The organism is Flavimobilis sp. BM9 (genome assembly GCF_058313055.1).
The window spans coordinates 23,773-39,119 of sequence record NZ_JBZEMO010000009.1 but is presented as its reverse complement, the minus strand read 5'-3'; the positions used below and the strand labels follow the sequence as shown (position 1 = coordinate 39,119).

General features: G+C 70.4%; 20 protein-coding genes. 12 read left to right on the top strand and 8 right to left on the bottom strand.

The features are described 5' to 3' along the window. Positions 1–388: 388 nt before the first annotated feature. On the bottom strand, positions 389–1,759 hold the full coding sequence (gene merA, locus AC4F3Q_RS13400) for a mercury(II) reductase (protein ID WP_034228832.1): 1,371 nt from the start codon (positions 1,757–1,759) through the stop codon (positions 389–391). 81 nt (positions 1,760–1,840) lie between these two features. Here merA and AC4F3Q_RS13395 point away from each other — a divergent pair, with 81 nt between their 5' ends. The 6 genes from AC4F3Q_RS13395 to AC4F3Q_RS13370 all read left to right on the top strand — a co-directional run bounded on the left by AC4F3Q_RS13395 (position 1,841) and on the right by AC4F3Q_RS13370 (position 6,524). Next, positions 1,841–2,239: a heavy metal-responsive transcriptional regulator gene (locus AC4F3Q_RS13395; RefSeq protein WP_013884816.1), complete on the top strand. Its 399-nt coding sequence runs from the start codon at positions 1,841–1,843 to the stop codon at positions 2,237–2,239. A gap of 344 nt (positions 2,240–2,583) precedes the next feature. Beyond that, positions 2,584–3,579 (top strand): thioredoxin-disulfide reductase, encoded by a 996-nt coding sequence (trxB, locus tag AC4F3Q_RS13390; RefSeq protein WP_491040400.1) that lies wholly within the window; start codon positions 2,584–2,586, stop codon positions 3,577–3,579. Further along, positions 3,579–3,938, top strand: coding sequence for a thioredoxin (trxA, locus tag AC4F3Q_RS13385; RefSeq protein ID WP_491040399.1), 360 nt, complete (start codon positions 3,579–3,581; stop codon positions 3,936–3,938). Before trxB ends, trxA begins: the two co-directional genes overlap by 1 nt. Further along, positions 3,935–5,041, top strand: a complete 1,107-nt coding sequence (gene arsB, locus AC4F3Q_RS13380) for an ACR3 family arsenite efflux transporter (protein ID WP_491040398.1) — start codon at positions 3,935–3,937, stop codon at positions 5,039–5,041. The genes trxA and arsB overlap by 4 nt, the downstream gene beginning before the upstream one ends. Then, on the top strand, positions 5,038–6,078 hold the full coding sequence (locus tag AC4F3Q_RS13375) for a metalloregulator ArsR/SmtB family transcription factor (protein ID WP_491040397.1): 1,041 nt from the start codon (positions 5,038–5,040) through the stop codon (positions 6,076–6,078). Before arsB ends, AC4F3Q_RS13375 begins: the two co-directional genes overlap by 4 nt. Continuing rightward, the gene (locus AC4F3Q_RS13370) at positions 6,078–6,524 is read left to right on the top strand and encodes an arsenate reductase ArsC (RefSeq protein ID WP_491040396.1); all 447 of its coding nucleotides are present in this window, start codon (positions 6,078–6,080) and stop codon (positions 6,522–6,524) included. The genes AC4F3Q_RS13375 and AC4F3Q_RS13370 overlap by 1 nt, the downstream gene beginning before the upstream one ends. 57 nt (positions 6,525–6,581) lie before the next feature. Here the strand turns inward: AC4F3Q_RS13370 and AC4F3Q_RS13365 are convergent, their stop codons facing one another. From AC4F3Q_RS13365 to cmtR (AC4F3Q_RS13345), 5 genes are all read right to left on the bottom strand, one after another. After that, a complete protein-coding gene (locus tag AC4F3Q_RS13365; RefSeq protein ID WP_491040395.1) occupies positions 6,582–6,842 on the bottom strand; it encodes a GNAT family N-acetyltransferase in 261 nt (86 codons plus the stop codon). An 8-nt stretch (positions 6,843–6,850) separates the two neighbouring features. Beyond that, positions 6,851–7,528, bottom strand: coding sequence for a cation efflux transmembrane domain-containing protein (locus AC4F3Q_RS13360; RefSeq protein ID WP_491040394.1), 678 nt, complete (start codon positions 7,526–7,528; stop codon positions 6,851–6,853). Beyond that, the gene (gene cmtR / locus AC4F3Q_RS13355) at positions 7,525–7,881 is read right to left on the bottom strand and encodes a Cd(II)/Pb(II)-sensing metalloregulatory transcriptional regulator CmtR (RefSeq protein ID WP_491040393.1); all 357 of its coding nucleotides are present in this window, start codon (positions 7,879–7,881) and stop codon (positions 7,525–7,527) included. Before cmtR (AC4F3Q_RS13355) ends, AC4F3Q_RS13360 begins: the two co-directional genes overlap by 4 nt. Positions 7,882–8,063: 182 nt before the next feature. Continuing rightward, positions 8,064–8,720 (bottom strand): cation diffusion facilitator family transporter, encoded by a 657-nt coding sequence (locus AC4F3Q_RS13350; protein ID WP_491040392.1) that lies wholly within the window; start codon positions 8,718–8,720, stop codon positions 8,064–8,066. Further along, entirely contained in the window at positions 8,717–9,073 is a 357-nt protein-coding gene (gene cmtR / locus AC4F3Q_RS13345) for a Cd(II)/Pb(II)-sensing metalloregulatory transcriptional regulator CmtR (protein ID WP_491040391.1), read from the bottom strand. The genes AC4F3Q_RS13350 and cmtR (AC4F3Q_RS13345) overlap by 4 nt, the downstream gene beginning before the upstream one ends. A gap of 388 nt (positions 9,074–9,461) precedes the next feature. Here cmtR (AC4F3Q_RS13345) and AC4F3Q_RS13340 point away from each other — a divergent pair, with 388 nt between their 5' ends. Next, positions 9,462–9,686 carry a hypothetical protein gene (locus tag AC4F3Q_RS13340; RefSeq protein ID WP_245854652.1) on the top strand — a complete coding sequence of 75 codons (225 nt, stop codon included), beginning with the start codon at positions 9,462–9,464 and terminating at the stop codon, positions 9,684–9,686. Further along, a complete protein-coding gene (locus AC4F3Q_RS13335; protein ID WP_168448215.1) occupies positions 9,683–9,931 on the top strand; it encodes a hypothetical protein in 249 nt (82 codons plus the stop codon). Before AC4F3Q_RS13340 ends, AC4F3Q_RS13335 begins: the two co-directional genes overlap by 4 nt. 2 nt (positions 9,932–9,933) lie before the next feature. Here AC4F3Q_RS13335 and AC4F3Q_RS13330 read toward each other — a convergent pair whose 3' ends face one another. After that, entirely contained in the window at positions 9,934–11,052 is a 1,119-nt protein-coding gene (locus AC4F3Q_RS13330) for a sensor histidine kinase (protein WP_491040390.1), read from the bottom strand. Continuing rightward, the gene (locus tag AC4F3Q_RS13325) at positions 11,049–11,777 is read right to left on the bottom strand and encodes a response regulator (protein WP_350308901.1); all 729 of its coding nucleotides are present in this window, start codon (positions 11,775–11,777) and stop codon (positions 11,049–11,051) included. The genes AC4F3Q_RS13330 and AC4F3Q_RS13325 overlap by 4 nt, the downstream gene beginning before the upstream one ends. A gap of 134 nt (positions 11,778–11,911) precedes the next feature. On the opposite strand from AC4F3Q_RS13325, the gene AC4F3Q_RS13320 reads away from it, so the two are divergent. From AC4F3Q_RS13320 to AC4F3Q_RS13305, 4 genes are all read left to right on the top strand, one after another. Beyond that, positions 11,912–12,208 carry a glutaredoxin gene (locus tag AC4F3Q_RS13320; RefSeq protein WP_098457611.1) on the top strand — a complete coding sequence of 99 codons (297 nt, stop codon included), beginning with the start codon at positions 11,912–11,914 and terminating at the stop codon, positions 12,206–12,208. Position 12,209: 1 nt separating this feature from the next. Further along, on the top strand, positions 12,210–13,193 hold the full coding sequence (locus AC4F3Q_RS13315) for a cytochrome c biogenesis CcdA family protein (RefSeq protein WP_491040389.1): 984 nt from the start codon (positions 12,210–12,212) through the stop codon (positions 13,191–13,193). Further along, entirely contained in the window at positions 13,190–13,816 is a 627-nt protein-coding gene (locus AC4F3Q_RS13310) for a peroxiredoxin family protein (protein WP_491040388.1), read from the top strand. Before AC4F3Q_RS13315 ends, AC4F3Q_RS13310 begins: the two co-directional genes overlap by 4 nt. Positions 13,817–14,041: 225 nt before the next feature. Then, positions 14,042–14,665, top strand: a complete 624-nt coding sequence (locus AC4F3Q_RS13305) for a DUF305 domain-containing protein (protein WP_491040387.1) — start codon at positions 14,042–14,044, stop codon at positions 14,663–14,665. Positions 14,666–15,347 lie beyond the last annotated feature (682 nt).

The window sequence follows — 15,347 nt, the reverse complement described above, 5'->3', positions numbered from 1 at the left end:
GGGGGGGGGGGGGGGGGGGCCCCCCCCCCCCCCCCGCGACCGTCAAGTCCCTCCCATCGGCCGAGCGTGAAGCAGAGTTCTATCGGCAGCAACTGGTCGCTACGATGGCGGCGACCAGAGAACCGAGCCTCCACCAAACCCGGGGCGGTTCACGTTGACCCAGCCTGGCCCTGTGTCTTCTGGTGCGGGAGTGGGAGCATCGCGTGATGAGCCAGGACTCGAGGGAGTGCTCGTGCTGCGGGCGCAGCAAGCCGCGCCGCGCTCTTCATGCGTTGGACGGCGGGGCGTCGTACATCTGTCGGCCTTGCGGCCTATGGGTGGCCCTGAGGCTGAAGGGCGACACTGTCGGCGCGGGCTCGCACGAGCCGTGACGCGCCGGCTCGGGTGCCTATGCGCAGCAGCTCGTGGGCAGCGCTGAGCGGAACAAGCCGGCGGCGATGCGCAGGGCTTCGCTCATCGTTAGGTAGGGGGCCCAAGTGTCGGCGAGGTCGTCCACGGTGAGGCCGAACTTGATCGCGTAGGTCGCTGCGAGCATCAGTTCGCCTGCGCCGTCCAGGGCAGCGTGCACCCCGAGGATCTTGCGGCTCTCGGCGTCGATGACGAGCTTGAGGACACCGCGGGTGTCCTGGTTGACCAGGGCGCGCGGGATGTCTTGCGCTCCTAGGACGCGGCATTCGCAGGCGTGCCCAGCGGCGAGAGCTTGGTCCTCCGTCAGTCCCGCGCTGGCGATCTGGGGCGTGGTGAAGGTGACGCCGGGCAGCCCTCGATAGTCCACTGCTGAGGGCTGGCCGAGCGCGCCGGCTGCGGCGACGTGTCCTGTCTGGGCTGCGACGTAGACGTACTGCGGGACGCCGGACACGTCCCCGGCCGCGAAGACCCGTGGGTTGGTGGTCCGCTGGTTCTCATCGACGACGACGAAGCCGCGCCTGTCAGTAGCAACACCTGCTGCATTGAGAGCCAGGTCGGACGTGTCGGCGAAGCGCCCGGTCGCCACGAGCAACCGCTGGCCCGTCAGCCGCCTCTCGCTCCCGGTCCGGACCTCAACGCCGTCGTGAGTCGCCCGCACCTCCGTCGCGCGCTCCTGCACCACGGTGATGCCCTCGTCCTGAAACACGCCGAGCAACACGTCTGCAACCTCCGGCTCCGCGTGGGGCGCGAAGCGTCCGACGATGGTGACGGCGACACCGAGGTGCGCCCACAGCTGGGCCTGCTCGAGCCCGACATACCCGGCGCCGAGCACCACCATGGATGCGGGTAGGTCCTGCTGCTCCATCGCGGTGGTGGAGGTCAGGTACGCCACGTCACCCAACCCCGGGAGGTCCGGGATGTGTGGTGCCACGCCGGTGGCCACGACGTACCCGTGCCGTGCTCGCAGGGCCTGGCCGTCGACCTGCAGTGTCTCTTGGTCGATGAAGCGTGCGTGGCCCTGCAGGATCGGGAAGCCGTGGGCGTCGGCGACGTCGGCGTACTTCGCTTGGCGCAGGCGGTCGATCAAGGCCTGCTTCTGCTCCATCAGGGCGCCCAAGGCGACCGGGCCCGCGCTGGTGGAGATGCCTTCAAAGGGGTGCGTGGCCGCACGGTGGCGCTGCCCGGCGGCGGCGAGGAGGTTCTTGCTGGGCACGCAACCGATGTTCAGGCAGGTCCCGCCTAGCGGCCCGTGCTCGACGAGCAAGACGCTGTTGCCGCGGGACCGTGCCTCGATGCCCGCGGCCATCGCAGCGCCGCCGGTCCCGATGACGATCAGGTCGTACTCGTCCATGGCATTCTCCTCGCGCGCGCGGACAGGTCATCGGACGGTATACGTTCCAGTGCGGGGGAAGGTCAAGGTCTACGGTTGACCATGCGCATCGGAGAGCTGGCCGCCACGGCCGGCGTGACGACCAAGACGATCCGCTACTACGAGAGCGCCGGCGTGCTGCCAGCGCCGGCTCGCCAAGCGTCGGGCTACCGGGAGTACGACCACCGGGCGGTCGACCGGCTGGCGTTCGTGAAGGCCGCGCAGGCGGCCGGGCTGACCCTGGCGGAGATCGTCGACGTCGTCTCTGCCCGCGAAAGCGCCGGCGCACCGTGCGCACACGTCGCGGCAGTGCTCGAACAGCACGCCCACGATCTTGAGCGGCGGATCGCCGAGCTCACGACTCTGTTAACCCAGGTGCGCCAGCTCAGCGCGCGGGCAAAGACTCTGCACCCTGACCAGTGCACCCCCGCCCAGGTCTGTCACCTCATCCCCACCGCCTGAAGCATCCGCCGTACCTGCGCGCGAACGCCGCAGCGCAGTCAGCCGCAAGGTGCACACATGATCACGGCGCCGCCGATGGCTGCCTCTGGGCCGTAGCCCCCCGTCGATGTCATGGGCCCAGCTCAACCGCCACATTGCGGCGACAGATTCCCGCCACCCAGCGCTGAAAGCCACACCCAACCGGCCAGGGACGCCCGGGGCGGCCGGAAACGATCAGTTGCGGTGCTCTGTAGGTATCCGACAAGAGCACCCGTCGCGGCAGACGAGCGCTGCCGGAGTGACTTTCAGCGGATGTTCACCGTCATGGGTACCGCTGTTGTCTTCACGTCTGTCAATATAGAGACATGTCGAAGCAGCGTGGGTGTGAGGTCGTCATCGTCGGCTCGGGCCCCGCGGGGTACACCGCGGGCGTCTACGCCGCCCGTGCCGGGCTGGCGCCGCTGATCGTCGCAGGGTCGGTGACCGCCGGCGGTGCGCTGGTGAACACCACCGAGGTCGAGAACTTCCCCGGCTTCCCGGAGGGGATCCAGGGCCCGGAGCTGATGGAGAGGCTGCGCGCGCAGGCCGAGAAGTTCGGCGCGCAGGTCCTGCTGGACGACGTGACCGGCCTGGACCTGACCGGACCGGTGAAGCGGGTGACCACGGCCGGCGGACAGACGTTCGCCGCACGGGCGGTCGTGCTGGCGACCGGCTCGGCGTACCGGGAGCTGGGCCTGGCCGACGAGAAGCGGCTGTCGGGGCGCGGGGTCTCCTGGTGCGCGACCTGCGACGGGTTCTTCTTCCGCGGTCAGGAGGTCGTCGTGGTCGGCGGCGGGGACTCCGCGGTCGAGGAGGCGACGTTCCTGACCCGGTTCGCCTCGAAGGTCACCCTCGTGCACCGTCGCGACACGCTGCGGGCCTCGAAGATCATGGCCGACCGCGCGGCGGCGAACCCGAAGATCACGTTCGCGTGGGACAGCGAGGTCGTCGCGATCCACGGCGAGGACAAGGTCAGCGGCCTGACGCTGCGCGACCGCGTCACCGGGGCCACTCGCGAGCACGCGGCGACGGGGGTGTTCGTCGCGATAGGGCACGTGCCGCGCAGCGAGCTGCTGACCGGGCAGGTCGACCTCGACGAGAACGGGTACGTGCGCGTGCGGGGCCGCACCACCCTGACGAACGTGCCCGGGGTGTTCGCTTGCGGCGACGTCGTCGACCACACCTACCGCCAGGCCATCACCGCCGCCGGGTCCGGCGCGGCCGCGGCCCTGGACGCCCAGCACTACCTGACCGGTCTCGGCGACGTCGGCACCGCCGGCCCCGTCGCGCCCGGCGTCACCCACCAGCTGCAGGAGGTCTGATGCCCACCACCACGGTCACCGACGCCACCTTTGAGGCCGAGGTGCTCCGCTCCGACGCCCCGGTGATCGTCGACTTCTGGGCCACCTGGTGCGGCCCGTGCCGGCAGGTCGCGCCCGTCCTCGAGCAGCTGTCCGAGGACTACGCGGGGCGGGTAAAGATCGTCAAGCTCGACGCCGACGCCAACCCGCAGACCGTCACTGCCGCCGGTGTGGTGTCCATCCCGACGCTCACCTTCTACGTCGACGGAGTACCGGTGAAGTCGCTGATCGGCGCCAAGCCGCGCCAGATCATCGCCGCCGAGATCGACGACCTGCTCGCCACCGGCAGCCCGACCCCCGCGGACGGAGATCGCTCGTGACCCAGACCGCCACCACACCCCAGCAGCTCACCTCCCGGCGCCTGTCCACCCTCGACCGGTGGCTGCCCGCGTGGATCGCCCTGGCGATGCTCGCCGGCCTCGCGCTCGGCCGCTTCATCCCGTCGCTCGCCGACGGGCTGGCGCACCTGGAGGTCGGCGGGATCTCGCTGCCGATCGGCCTCGGGCTGCTGGTCATGATGTACCCGGTGCTGGCCAAGGTCCGCTACGACCGCGTCAGCGCGGTCACCGGCGACAAGCGCCTGCTCGTCAGCTCCCTCCTCCTGAACTGGATCCTCGGGCCGGCGCTGATGTTCGCCCTGGCGTGGGTGTTCCTAGCCGACCTGCCCGAGTACCGCACCGGCCTAATCATCGTCGGCCTGGCCCGGTGCATCGCGATGGTCGTCATCTGGAACGACCTGGCCTGCGGGGACCGCGAAGCGGCGGCCGTGCTGGTGGCGATCAACTCCGTTTTCCAGGTCGTCGCGTTCTCCGTCCTCGGCTGGTTCTACCTCACCGTCCTGCCCGGCTGGCTCGGTCTGGACACCCAGGGCCTGGACGTCTCGGTCGGGCAGATCGCCCTCAACGTGCTGGTCTTCCTCGGCATCCCGCTGGCCGCCGGGTTTGCCTCGCGAGCGATCGGTGAGCGCACCCGGGGCAGAGACTGGTACGAGTCGCGGTTCGTGCCGCGGATCGGGCCGTGGGCGCTGTACGGGCTGCTGTTCACGATCGTCCTGCTGTTCGCCCTGCAGGGCGACGCGGTGACCCGCAACCCCCTCGACGTCGCGCGCATCGCCGTGCCGCTGCTGGTGTACTTCGCCGTGATGTGGGGCGTCGGCCTGGCCACCGGCAAGGCCCTGAGCCTGGGGTACGCGCGCTCGACGACGCTGGCATTCACCGCCGCCGGCAACAACTTCGAGCTCGCGATCGCGGTCGCGATCGGCACCTTCGGCGCCACCTCCGGGCAGGCGCTGGCCGGTGTCGTCGGACCGCTCATCGAGGTCCCCGTCCTCGTCGGCCTCGTCTACGTCTCCCTGTGGGCGGCGCGCCGGTGGTTCGCCACCGACCCCTACGCCACCCCGGCACCGCTGGAGGTCCGCTCGTGAGCACCCTCTCCCCCGAACGGGCGGCGCCGACCGGCTCGGACTGCGCCCCCACACCCGAGGCGCACGCGATGGGCGCGCAGGCCGCCGCCCAGGTCGCGACCGTGCTCAAGGCCCTGGCCGACCCGCTGCGCCTGCGGATGCTGTCGTTCATCACCACCAGCTCCACCGGTGAGGCGTGCGTGTGCGACATCGCGACCGTCGCCGACGTCTCCCAGCCGACCGTCTCCCACCACCTCAAGGTGCTCAAGGACGTCGGTGTCCTGACCTCCGAGCGGCGCGGCACCTGGGTCTGGTACCGCGTCACCCCCGGCATGCGCGGCGCGGTTACCGCCCTGCTCGACTCCTTCGCCCCCGCCGCCCTCGACGCCGCCCACCACCGCACCCGCCCGCTGACCGGGCTCGGCGACGTCGACGCCACCCTGACCCGGGTCGCGGACGAGCTCGCCCCCCGGTTCCCGGACCTGGCACCCGACCTCGTCCTGCGCACCGTGCGCGAGTCCTATGCCGCCCTGGCCCGCGGAGCCGGCACCACCGCGCACCTCGTGCCCACCGCGCAGCGGTTCGCCGCCCAGCGTCTGACGGACATCACCCGCGCCGCAGACCCCGCCGCGAACGTGCCGCAGGTGCTGTTTGTCTGCGTCGCCAACGCCGGCCGCTCCCAGCTGGCCGCGGCGCTGCTGCACCACTACGCCGGCGACGCGGTCATCGCCCGCTCCGCCGGCTCCGCCCCGGCCGCCGCGGTGCACGCCACGGTCCGCCCGCTGCTCGAAGAGCTGGGCACGGACGCCGAGGCGGTGTTCCCCAAGCCGCTGACCGACGACGCCGTCCGCGCCGCCGACGTCGTGATCACCATGGGCTGCGGCGACACCTGCCCGATCCTGCCCGGCAAGCGCTACGAGGACTGGGTCGTCGGCGACCCCGCCCTCGCCTCCCCCAAGGGCGTCGCGGCCATCCGCGACGACATCGACGCGCGCGTGCGTGCCCTGCTCGCCGACCTCCTGCCGTCCACCACCGACCGACCCGAGGAGCACCCCTGATGACCGCCACTGACACCACGACCGACGGCGCGACCACCAAGCCCAGCGTGCTGTTCGTCTGCGTGCACAACGCCGGCCGCTCCCAAATGGCAGCCGGCTACCTGCGGCACCTGTCCGGCGGGGCCGTCGAGGTCCGCTCCGCCGGCTCGATGCCCGCTGACCAGATCAACCCCATGGCCGTGGAGGCGATGCTCGAGGAGGGCATCGACATCCGCGCCGAGAAGCCCAAGGTCCTCACGACCGAGGCCGTAAAGGCCTCCGACGTCGTGGTCACCATGGGCTGCGGCGACGCCTGCCCGTTCTACCCCGGCAAGCGCTACGAGGACTGGAAGCTCGACGACCCGGCCGGGCAGGGCCTGGACGCCGTGCGCCCGATCCGCGACGAGATCCGCAGCCGCATCGTCACCCTGCTCACCGAGCTGGGCGTGCAGCCCGTCCACGCCTGACTGCGCGCACCGCGACGACGGCCCGGACGCTGCCGCGTCCGGGCCGTGCTCGCGTCCTCACGCGACGGGCAGCGTCTTCTGCATCAGGGTCGTGCCGAGCCACCGGTCGAATTTGCGCCCCACCCGCTCCAGGCGCCCCGCCGGGCTGAACCCGGCGCGCCGGTGCAGCGCGAGCGAGGCCGCCGTGTCCCCGTCCGCCACCACCGCGATCACCTCCCGGGCGCCGGCCGCAGCGGCCTGCTCGAGGACGGAGGCGAGCAGGCGAGTGCCGATGCCCCGGCCGGTCGCCACCGGGTCGAGGTAGATCGTGTCCTCCACTTCGGTGCTCAGTTTCGGTCGGTGGCTGCCTCGTCCTGGTCCTCGGCTAGGTGGTCGAGCACCTCAAGGGGCGATTCGACGTCGCCCCGCCACGCCTCGATGCCCTCGCGGATCGCGAGCACGGCTACGACCAGCGCTGCGGCCGAGTCTGCCCATGACCAGCCGAAGAGGCTGTTGAGCAGGAGTCCGATGAGGACGGTGCCGGAGAGGTAGATGCACAGGAGGAGCTGCTTGGCGTCGGCCATGACGCTCTTGGAGCCGAGCTCACGGCCGGTGCGGAACTCGAACCAAGCCAGCAGGGGCATGACCAGGAGGCTCAAGGTGGCGATGCCGATCCCGAGCGGGCTGTGGTCGACGTCCTGCGCGCCGGTGAGCGACAGCACCGAGTCGACGATGACGTAAGCGGCCAGCGCGAAGAAGGCGATGCCGATCGTTCGTACGGTGGTCTTCTCCCAGCGTTCGGGGTCCTTGCGCGTAAACTGCCAGGCCACGGCGAGAGCGGAGAGGACCTCGACGATCGAGTCGAGGCCGAAGCCGATGAGAGCGGCTGAGGATGCCAGTGCGCCCGCGCATATCGCGACGATCGCTTCGATCACGTTGTAGGTGATGGTGAACGCGACGATGAGTCGCACCCGCCGGTGTAGGACCGTCCGTCGTGCTGCCGTGACGACCTCGCCGCCGCTCATCGGGTCGCCTCCTCGCAGCAACCAGGGACCGGGCAGGCCGAATCGACGCAGGGAGTGTCCTGCTCAACCGCCAGCGTGACGTCCACCAGTGCGGTGAGCGCGTGTGCGAGGTGGGGGTCGGCGATCTCGTACCGGGTCTGCCGACCCTCGGGCTCGGCTACGACGATCCCGCAGTCACGCAGGCAGGTGAGGTGGTTGGAGACGTTTGGCCGGGTGAGGTCGAGCTCTCGAGACAAGACGGCGGGATAGCTCGGGCCTGCGAGCAGGGTCATCAGGATGCGGGAGCGGGTGGGGTCGGCCATCGCCCGGCCGAGGCGGTTCATCACGTCGAGGCGTGTCGCTATGGTCAGCATGCGCTGACTATACATCGCTCGCTGTAATGTCTGCCGCAGCCTTGTACGGATCCCACAAGACGCCGGAACTGATCGTTAGCGGACGCGGCCACTGGGGGAGCGGTCACCTCCGCCAGAACCCGCTCTCGGAAGAGATGTAGCTCCGGGATGGTCGGGTTCCGGGCGTGAGTTTTGGGTGGTGGTTAGTGGTTGTCGCTGTCCTCAACCAGTTCTTCGAGCACCTCGAAGGGGGACTCGACGTCGCCGCGCCATGCCTCGATGCCCTCACGGATAGCGAGGACAGCGACGACGAGGGCGGCTACCGAATCGGCCCAGGCCCAGCCGAAGAGGCTGTTGAGCAGGAGACCGATCAGGACGGTCCCGGAGAGGTAGATGCACAGCAGGAGCTGCTTGGCGTCTGCCATCACGCTCTTGGAGCCGAGCTCGCGGCCCGTACGGAACTCGAACCAGGCCAGCAGCGGCATGATGAGCAGGCTCAGGGTCGCGATGCCGATACCGAGCGGGCTGTGGTCGACGTCCGCGGTACCGGTCAGTGACATGACCGAGTCGACGATGACGTAGGCGGCCAGGGTGAAGAACGCGATGCCGATCGCGCGAACCGTGGCGGTCTCCCAGCGCTCGGGGTCCTTCCTGGTGAACTGCCAGGCCACTGCGAGAGCTGAGAGCACTTCCACGATCGAGTCGAGACCGAATCCGATCAAGGCGGTCGACGAAGCTAGGGCTCCGGCCCAGATTGCAACTACCGCCTCGATCACGTTGTACGTGATCGTGAAGGCCACGATGAATCGGACCCGGCGGTGCAAGGTGGCCCGGCGAGCATTGAGGACGGTCGTGGTCATCGCGCCGGCTCCTCGCAGCAGTCTGGCACCGAGCACGCGGGGTCGATGCACGGTGCGCTCTCGTCGACTGCCAGCGTGACCTCGACCAGGGAGGTCAGAGCGCGGGCAAGGTGCGGGTCCGCGATCTCATACCGGGTCTGACGGCCCTCCGGCTCGGCTATCACGATGCCGCAGTCGCGAAGACAGGTCAGATGGTTCGAGACGTTGGATCGGGTCAGGTCGAGGGCGCGAGCCAGAACGGCCGGATAGTTCGGCCCGCTGAGCAGTGTCAGGAGGATGCGGGACCGTGTTGGGTCGGCCATGGCGCGACCCAAGCGGTTCATGACGTCGAGACGGGAAGCAATGGTCAGCACACGCTGACTATACACCCAGTGCTGAACCGTGCTGCCGACGATTGTCGACACCCCACAACACCCCGAATCTGATCGTTTCCGTCACGTCCAACCGAAACTACGGCGAGATCGTGCCAAGCGACCACGCCGGGATGCGTGGACCCCCATCGGCACACGTGCGCAAGGCGCGATGGCGGCGACTGCGACGATGGAGCCTGAGGTTGAGCCGCTAGTCGCGGCGCCCCGAGCAGCCTGGCATCGACTGCCCCAGTGGGTCTGCGTCCCGACGAGTCTCTTTCATCGAGCCTTCATCGGACCTCGACCGCGTCTTGGGGGTGTCCGGGGCAGCCTGGGGCGGTGGGCGCCGTCGGCGCCCGGCGCGAGAGGGAGCGGACCGATGCCGTGGTGCGTGGATCTGGGAGTCGGCGGGTGGCTGGTCCTCGCGTCGAGCCTGGCGGTACTGGGCATGGCCGTGTGGGCGGTGACGCGACTATTTCCCGCGGCACCCCAGCCGGACGCGGTGACCGTGCTCGACGCCCGGCTGGCGGCCGGGCAGATCGATGTGGACACCTACCGCAGGCTTCGCGCCGAGCTCGCCGGACCTGTGCCGGCGCGATCGGAAGGACTGCGATGAAGAGCCACCTCAAGGGAATGGTCGTCGCTGCGGCGGCGGTGCTGGTCGTGGCGCTGGCGGCTGGTGTGCGGCCTGGCGCGGCGTTGCCGCTGGCGGCTGCGCTCGCGTGCCCGCTGATGATGATCGCCATGATGGTGTGGATGCACCGCCGCGGCCACACCGGGCACGACCACCATGGCGCGCACGACGTCACGGACGCGCCTATGACGTCGCCGTCGCACAGCGCGGCGCCGGGAGGCCGCTGAGCTCAGGCGGGCGGCACCGGAAGCGTGACGGTGAATGATGCGCCGGCCCCTGGGCCGTCGCTCGTCGCGGTGATGGTGCCGCCGTGGGCCTCGGTGAGCGCCTTGCAGATCGCCAGGCCGATGCCGGAACCCCCGTGGGCGCGGTCCCGCGCGGTGTCGGCACGGTAGAAGCGCTCGAACAGGTGCGGCAGGTGCTCCGCCGCGATGCCGGCACCGGTGTCGGCCACGTGCAGCGCCACCCGCTGGTGATCGTCGGTCGCGCGGAGGGTGATCGTGCCCCCGGCCGGGGTGTGACGCAGTGCGTTGGCGACCAGGTTGTCCAGGACCTGGCCCATGCGCTGGCGGTCCACACGGACGTGTCCGAGCTCGGGGTCGACCTGGACCCGCAGGTCGACCCCGGCGGCGGTCGCGCGCTCTCTCCATGTGCCGGCGGTCGCAACGAGCAGCTCGTCGGGGGTCAGCGGTTCGAGTGTCAGGGCTAGGTCACCGGCCTCGGCGTGGGTCACCGCGGCGAGGTCGCGCGCCAGCCGGGTCAGGCGCGAGGCCTGGTCGCGCAGCACGGCCATCGTGGGCTCGTCCATCGGCTGCAGACCGTCCTCCACGGCCTCGAGGTATCCGGCGATGGTCGCGACGGGGGTGCGGACCTCGTGCGCGACGTCGGCCAGGAGCCGGGCCCGCAGCCGCTCGGCCTCCTGCAACCGGGCGGCCATGGCGTTGAACGACTCGGCGAGGTCGTCGAACTCCGCGCCCAGGCCTGCAGCTGGGACGCGGGACTCGTACCGACCGGCGCCCAGGCGGGCCGCAGCGGTGGCCACGGCCGCGAGGGACCGACCGATACGGCGCGCGAGCACGAGACTCACGGCGGCGGAGGCAACGGTGGCGGCGCCCAGGGCCAGGGCCAGGGAGACGGCGCTTGCGTCGCGGAAGGCCCGCTCGGCGTGCAGGACGGCGTCGTCGTGGTCTTCCAGGCTGGCGCGCACCATGTGCTCGTGGAAAAGGCTTGGACCCACGGAGGAGGCGACCAGCCACGCTGTCAGGGCAGCGGTCGCGAGCACGATGACGAGCGCGGTGAGCAGGCGACCGGCAAGGCCCCACCGCGATGCCGTCGGGATCGCCTTCACTCCCCGGTGCCGATCCGGTACCCGACACCTCGAACCGTGCGCACGAACTGTTGGCGGTCAGCGCTGTCGCCCAGCTTCTGGCGCACGTGCAGCACGTGGACGTCGACGAGGTGCTCGTCACCGACCCAGTTCGCCCCCCAGACCTCCTCGATCAGAGCCCGGCGGCTGAACACCCGTCCGGGGCCAGAGGCGAGTGCGGCGAGGACGTCGAACTCGGTGCGGGTCAACGGCACCAAGCGGCCTTCGAGGTGCACCTCGCGGGCGTCGACGTCGAGCCGTAGCGCACCGACCTCCACAGCGGGGCGCGCCGCCGCTGCGACCGCGGTAGCGGGTCGACGCGGCCGGCGGAGCAGGACTGCGACGCGGGCCATGAGCTCGCGCGGACTGAAGGGCTTGGTCATGTAGTCGTCAGCACCGACCGACAGGCCGATGAGGGTGTCGACCTCCTCGGCGCGGGCGGTCAGCATGATCACGTAGCAGTCGGAGAACGTGCGCAGCTGACGGCACACCTCGATCCCATCCAGTCCGGGAAGGCCCAGGTCCAGCACGACGACGTCGGGATCGACCTCGCGCAGCACCTCGACGGCCTGCGCGCCGTCATGGGTCACGCTGACCTCGAACCCGTCCCGTCCGAGGTAGCCGGCCACGAGCCGGGCCAGGGCCTGCTCGTCATCGACGACGACCGCGCGCCGCGCTGTGGTCGTGGTGTCTGGGATGGGGGTCACCTGGCCATTGTGGGCTATGGCCGGACGCCGGCCGGGGACCTTCATCGAACCTTGATCCAAGGGCGACCGGTCCTTCGGTGCGACGCGTCGACGCTTTACACGTCCCGATCCGCGACCTCCCGCAGGAGAAACCCGTGTCCACCACCGAGCCCGCCGACCCACCGGTCGTCGTCACCGTCGTCCACGCCCCGGCGTGCCACTTCTGCCATGACGCCGAGGAGGCCCTGGCGGCCCTGGCCGGCGACTTCCCGCTGGTGGTCCGCAGCGTTGGCATCCAGACGGACGAGGGCCGGGCCCTGGTCGCCGAGCACCGCCCGGCGATGAACCCGTTGGTGCTGGTGGACGGGGAGTTCTTCTCCGCCGGGCGCCTGCCGCGCAAGAAGCTCACCAAGGCCCTGCACAGCCGGCGTGTCCCAGCGGTCGGGGCCTGAGATGGGCAGCGAGCTGCTGACGACCGGGAGCATCCTGGCGGCGTTCTTCGCCGGCGGGGTGGCCCTGTTCGCCCCGTGCTGCATCGTCTTCCTGGCGCCGTCCTACCTCGCCGGTGCGGTCAAGAACGCCAGGTGGCGGCTGCTGCCGCTGACCTTCGTCTTCGCGGCGGGCCTGGCGGTGGTGCTGGTGCCGATCACGCTGGGGATGAGCCTGCTCGCCGGCGCGATCGCCCAGTACCACGCCACGTTGTACTGGACAGGTGGCCTGCTGATGATCGCCCTGGCGGGCCTGGCCCTGTCGGGTCGGATGTGGTCCTTGCCCTCCTTCCTGCGCGCCCCGGACACCACCCGTGGTGACACCGCGAGCTTCTTCTCCCTCGGGGTGTTCTCCGGGATCGCGTCCTCGTGCTGCGCACCGGTCCTGGCCGGGGTGATGACTCTGTCGGTCCTCTCCGGGTCTCCCATCGGGGGGCTGGCCCTGGGGCTGGCGTACGTGTTCGGCATGGTCTTTCCGCTGTTCGTCATGGCCCTCGTCTGGGACAAGGCGCGCCTCGGTGAGCGCAAGCTGTTCCAGGCAAGAACCGTCCGGCTGTGCGTCGCGGGCCGCACCCTGGTCACCAACACCCTGAACATCGCCGTCGCGGTCGGGTTCGCGGTGATGGGCGTGTTCGTCATCGCCCTGGCCGGCAGCACGGACATGACCGGCGGCTCGGCGTTCCAGGACGCTGCCAGCCGCACCCTGACCGACGTGTTCGCCGCGGTCCAGGAGTTCCTGTCTCCGGTGCCCGAGCCCGTGCAGGGGTTGGCGTTGCTCGCAGTCGCGGCAGCGTTCATCTGGGCGACCCTCGCCGACCGGCGCCGCCTGGCTCGACCGAAGAGCACCGCCCCGGCCACCGCCACGGCAGCTGCAGGGCCGAGCGACGGCCCAGCCGCGACTGTCCCGTCCTGCCACGCCGCCCCGACCACGGAAGAAGTGACCCGATGACCTCCGGAACCGCCACCCGCCGCCTCGCCGAACGCCAGCAGGTCCTCACGGAGATCCAGCAGGCCCAGGCCGGTGCTGCACGGCGCCGCCAGCGCCTGAGCTGGGCCGCTTGGGGCGCGGCCGCGCTGATCATCGGGGTCATCGTCGCGATCGCGCTGATCACCTCCCAGCCCACCACATCGACCGATGTCCGGGTCGCGCCGGACTTCACCCTGCCGGCCTCGGACGGCTCGAGCGTCTCGCTGGCGGACTTCCGCGGCGAGCCGGTCGTCCTGTACTTCAACGAGGGCGCCGGGTGCGACTCCTGCCTGCTGCAGATGGCCGAGATCGAGAAGGACCCCGCGTTCGCCGAAGCTGGCATCACCGTGCTGCCGATCGTGATGAACACCGCCGACGAGATCAACGCCAACCGCGAACGCCTCGGCGTCCAGGCACCGTTCCTGCTCGACGACGGCACCGTCTCCGCTGCCTACGACACCCTCGGCAAGGGCATGCACGAAGGACTCCCGGGGCACGGGTTCGTCCTGATCGACGCCGAGGGCAACCAGCTATGGCACGGCAACTACCCGTCCATGTGGCTCGCCCCCGCCGACCTGCTCAAGGAGGTGACCGCCCGCCTATAACCATCACCGTCCGACCTGACGCGCGTCACCGACACAACGAAGGAGAGCCCGATGGGCTGCTGCCAGGACACCACCACTGCGACCACCACGACCCCGAGCACGGCCGCCACGGTCAGCGACAGCTGCTGCGGCGAGGGCGCTCAGGGCGCGGACACCTGCTGCGCGACCAGCACCTCAGCCTGACCGATACCGAGTACACCGATCCTGGGAAGGAACCACCCCTTGATGAGCGCGACGCGCCGGCGCCTCGCCGCGACCACAGCAATCCTGGCCCTGACAGCCACCCTTGCCGCCTGCTCCACAGGCGAGGAGCCGACCGCGGAACCGCCCGCGGCGCCCGAGTCCTCGATCAGCGAGGAAGCCGAGGAGACGACCGAGCACAACGCCGCGGACGTCGAGTTCACGCAGATGATGATCGTCCACCACCAGGGAGCGCTCGAGATGGCCGAGCTCGCGGTCGAGCGCGCCTCCACCGAGGAGGTGCGCACCCTCGCAGAGCGAATCGCTGCAGCGCAGGGCCCGGAGATCGAGCTCATGTCCGGCTGGCTGCAGACGTGGGACGAGGAGCTGCCCGCTGGCGCTGAGCACGGCGGCATGGACCACGGCGGGATGGACATGGACGGCATGGACCAGGAGGAGGCGATGACCACCCTGGCCGGCCTCGAGGGGGTCGAGTTCGACCGGAAGTTCCTCGAGCTCATGGTCGCCCACCACCGCGGAGCCATCGAGATGGCCCAAACTCAGATCGGCGAGGGCGCAGACTCCGACGCCCTGGCGCTCGCCCGGACGATCAGGGACGACCAGAACACAGAGATCACCGAGATGGAGAACCTGCTGCGGTCCCTCTGAGCACCGAGCACGACCGGCAGGAGGCCACCCGCATGAGAGGGTGGCCTCCTGTCGTGTGCGTCTGCCACCGACCCTGCGGCGAAGGAATCGGGGCGGAAGTATCGTCGCCTGACGGCGAACTCCAGTCCGATCTCGAAGGACCTGCCCGGTCTAACTGCGTGCAGTCTCTGCGCCGGGGAAACACTGGGCGAGAGTGACACAGAGGCGGGTGGCCAGCTGCAGCGCCTCGCCGAATCCGGCGTCGCACGCCTCACGACGGTCGAGTGCCTCGACTTGTGCGAATGCGGCGACGCCGTGGTCGCTCGTCCGACCCGTGCCAGCCGCGGTGCCGGCGCACGGCCGGTGTGGTTCGAGCGCCTCGCCGGGGACGAGGCAACCGCCGAGCTCGCGGACTGGCTGCGCTCCAGTGGCCCGGGCGCTACTGAACTGCCGGGTGGGCTGGCCAGCAACGTCATCCAGCGGTCCGACGCGGTGTCCGGGGGCCCTTCGGCGTAGTCGTCAGCACGAGGCCCAGGTGCTGCCCTGCCCGCCGTGCGCACGACTCGTCGTCCCGAGCAGTGCGCATCTTCATCGAACCTTCATGGCCACCCGCGCCCTCTCGCCGCGCGAGCACGCAGGCGCCTCCTTAGCGTCGAAAAGGTCCCCGCGGCGCGCGATCAACGCACCGCGTCTCGACCGAGGA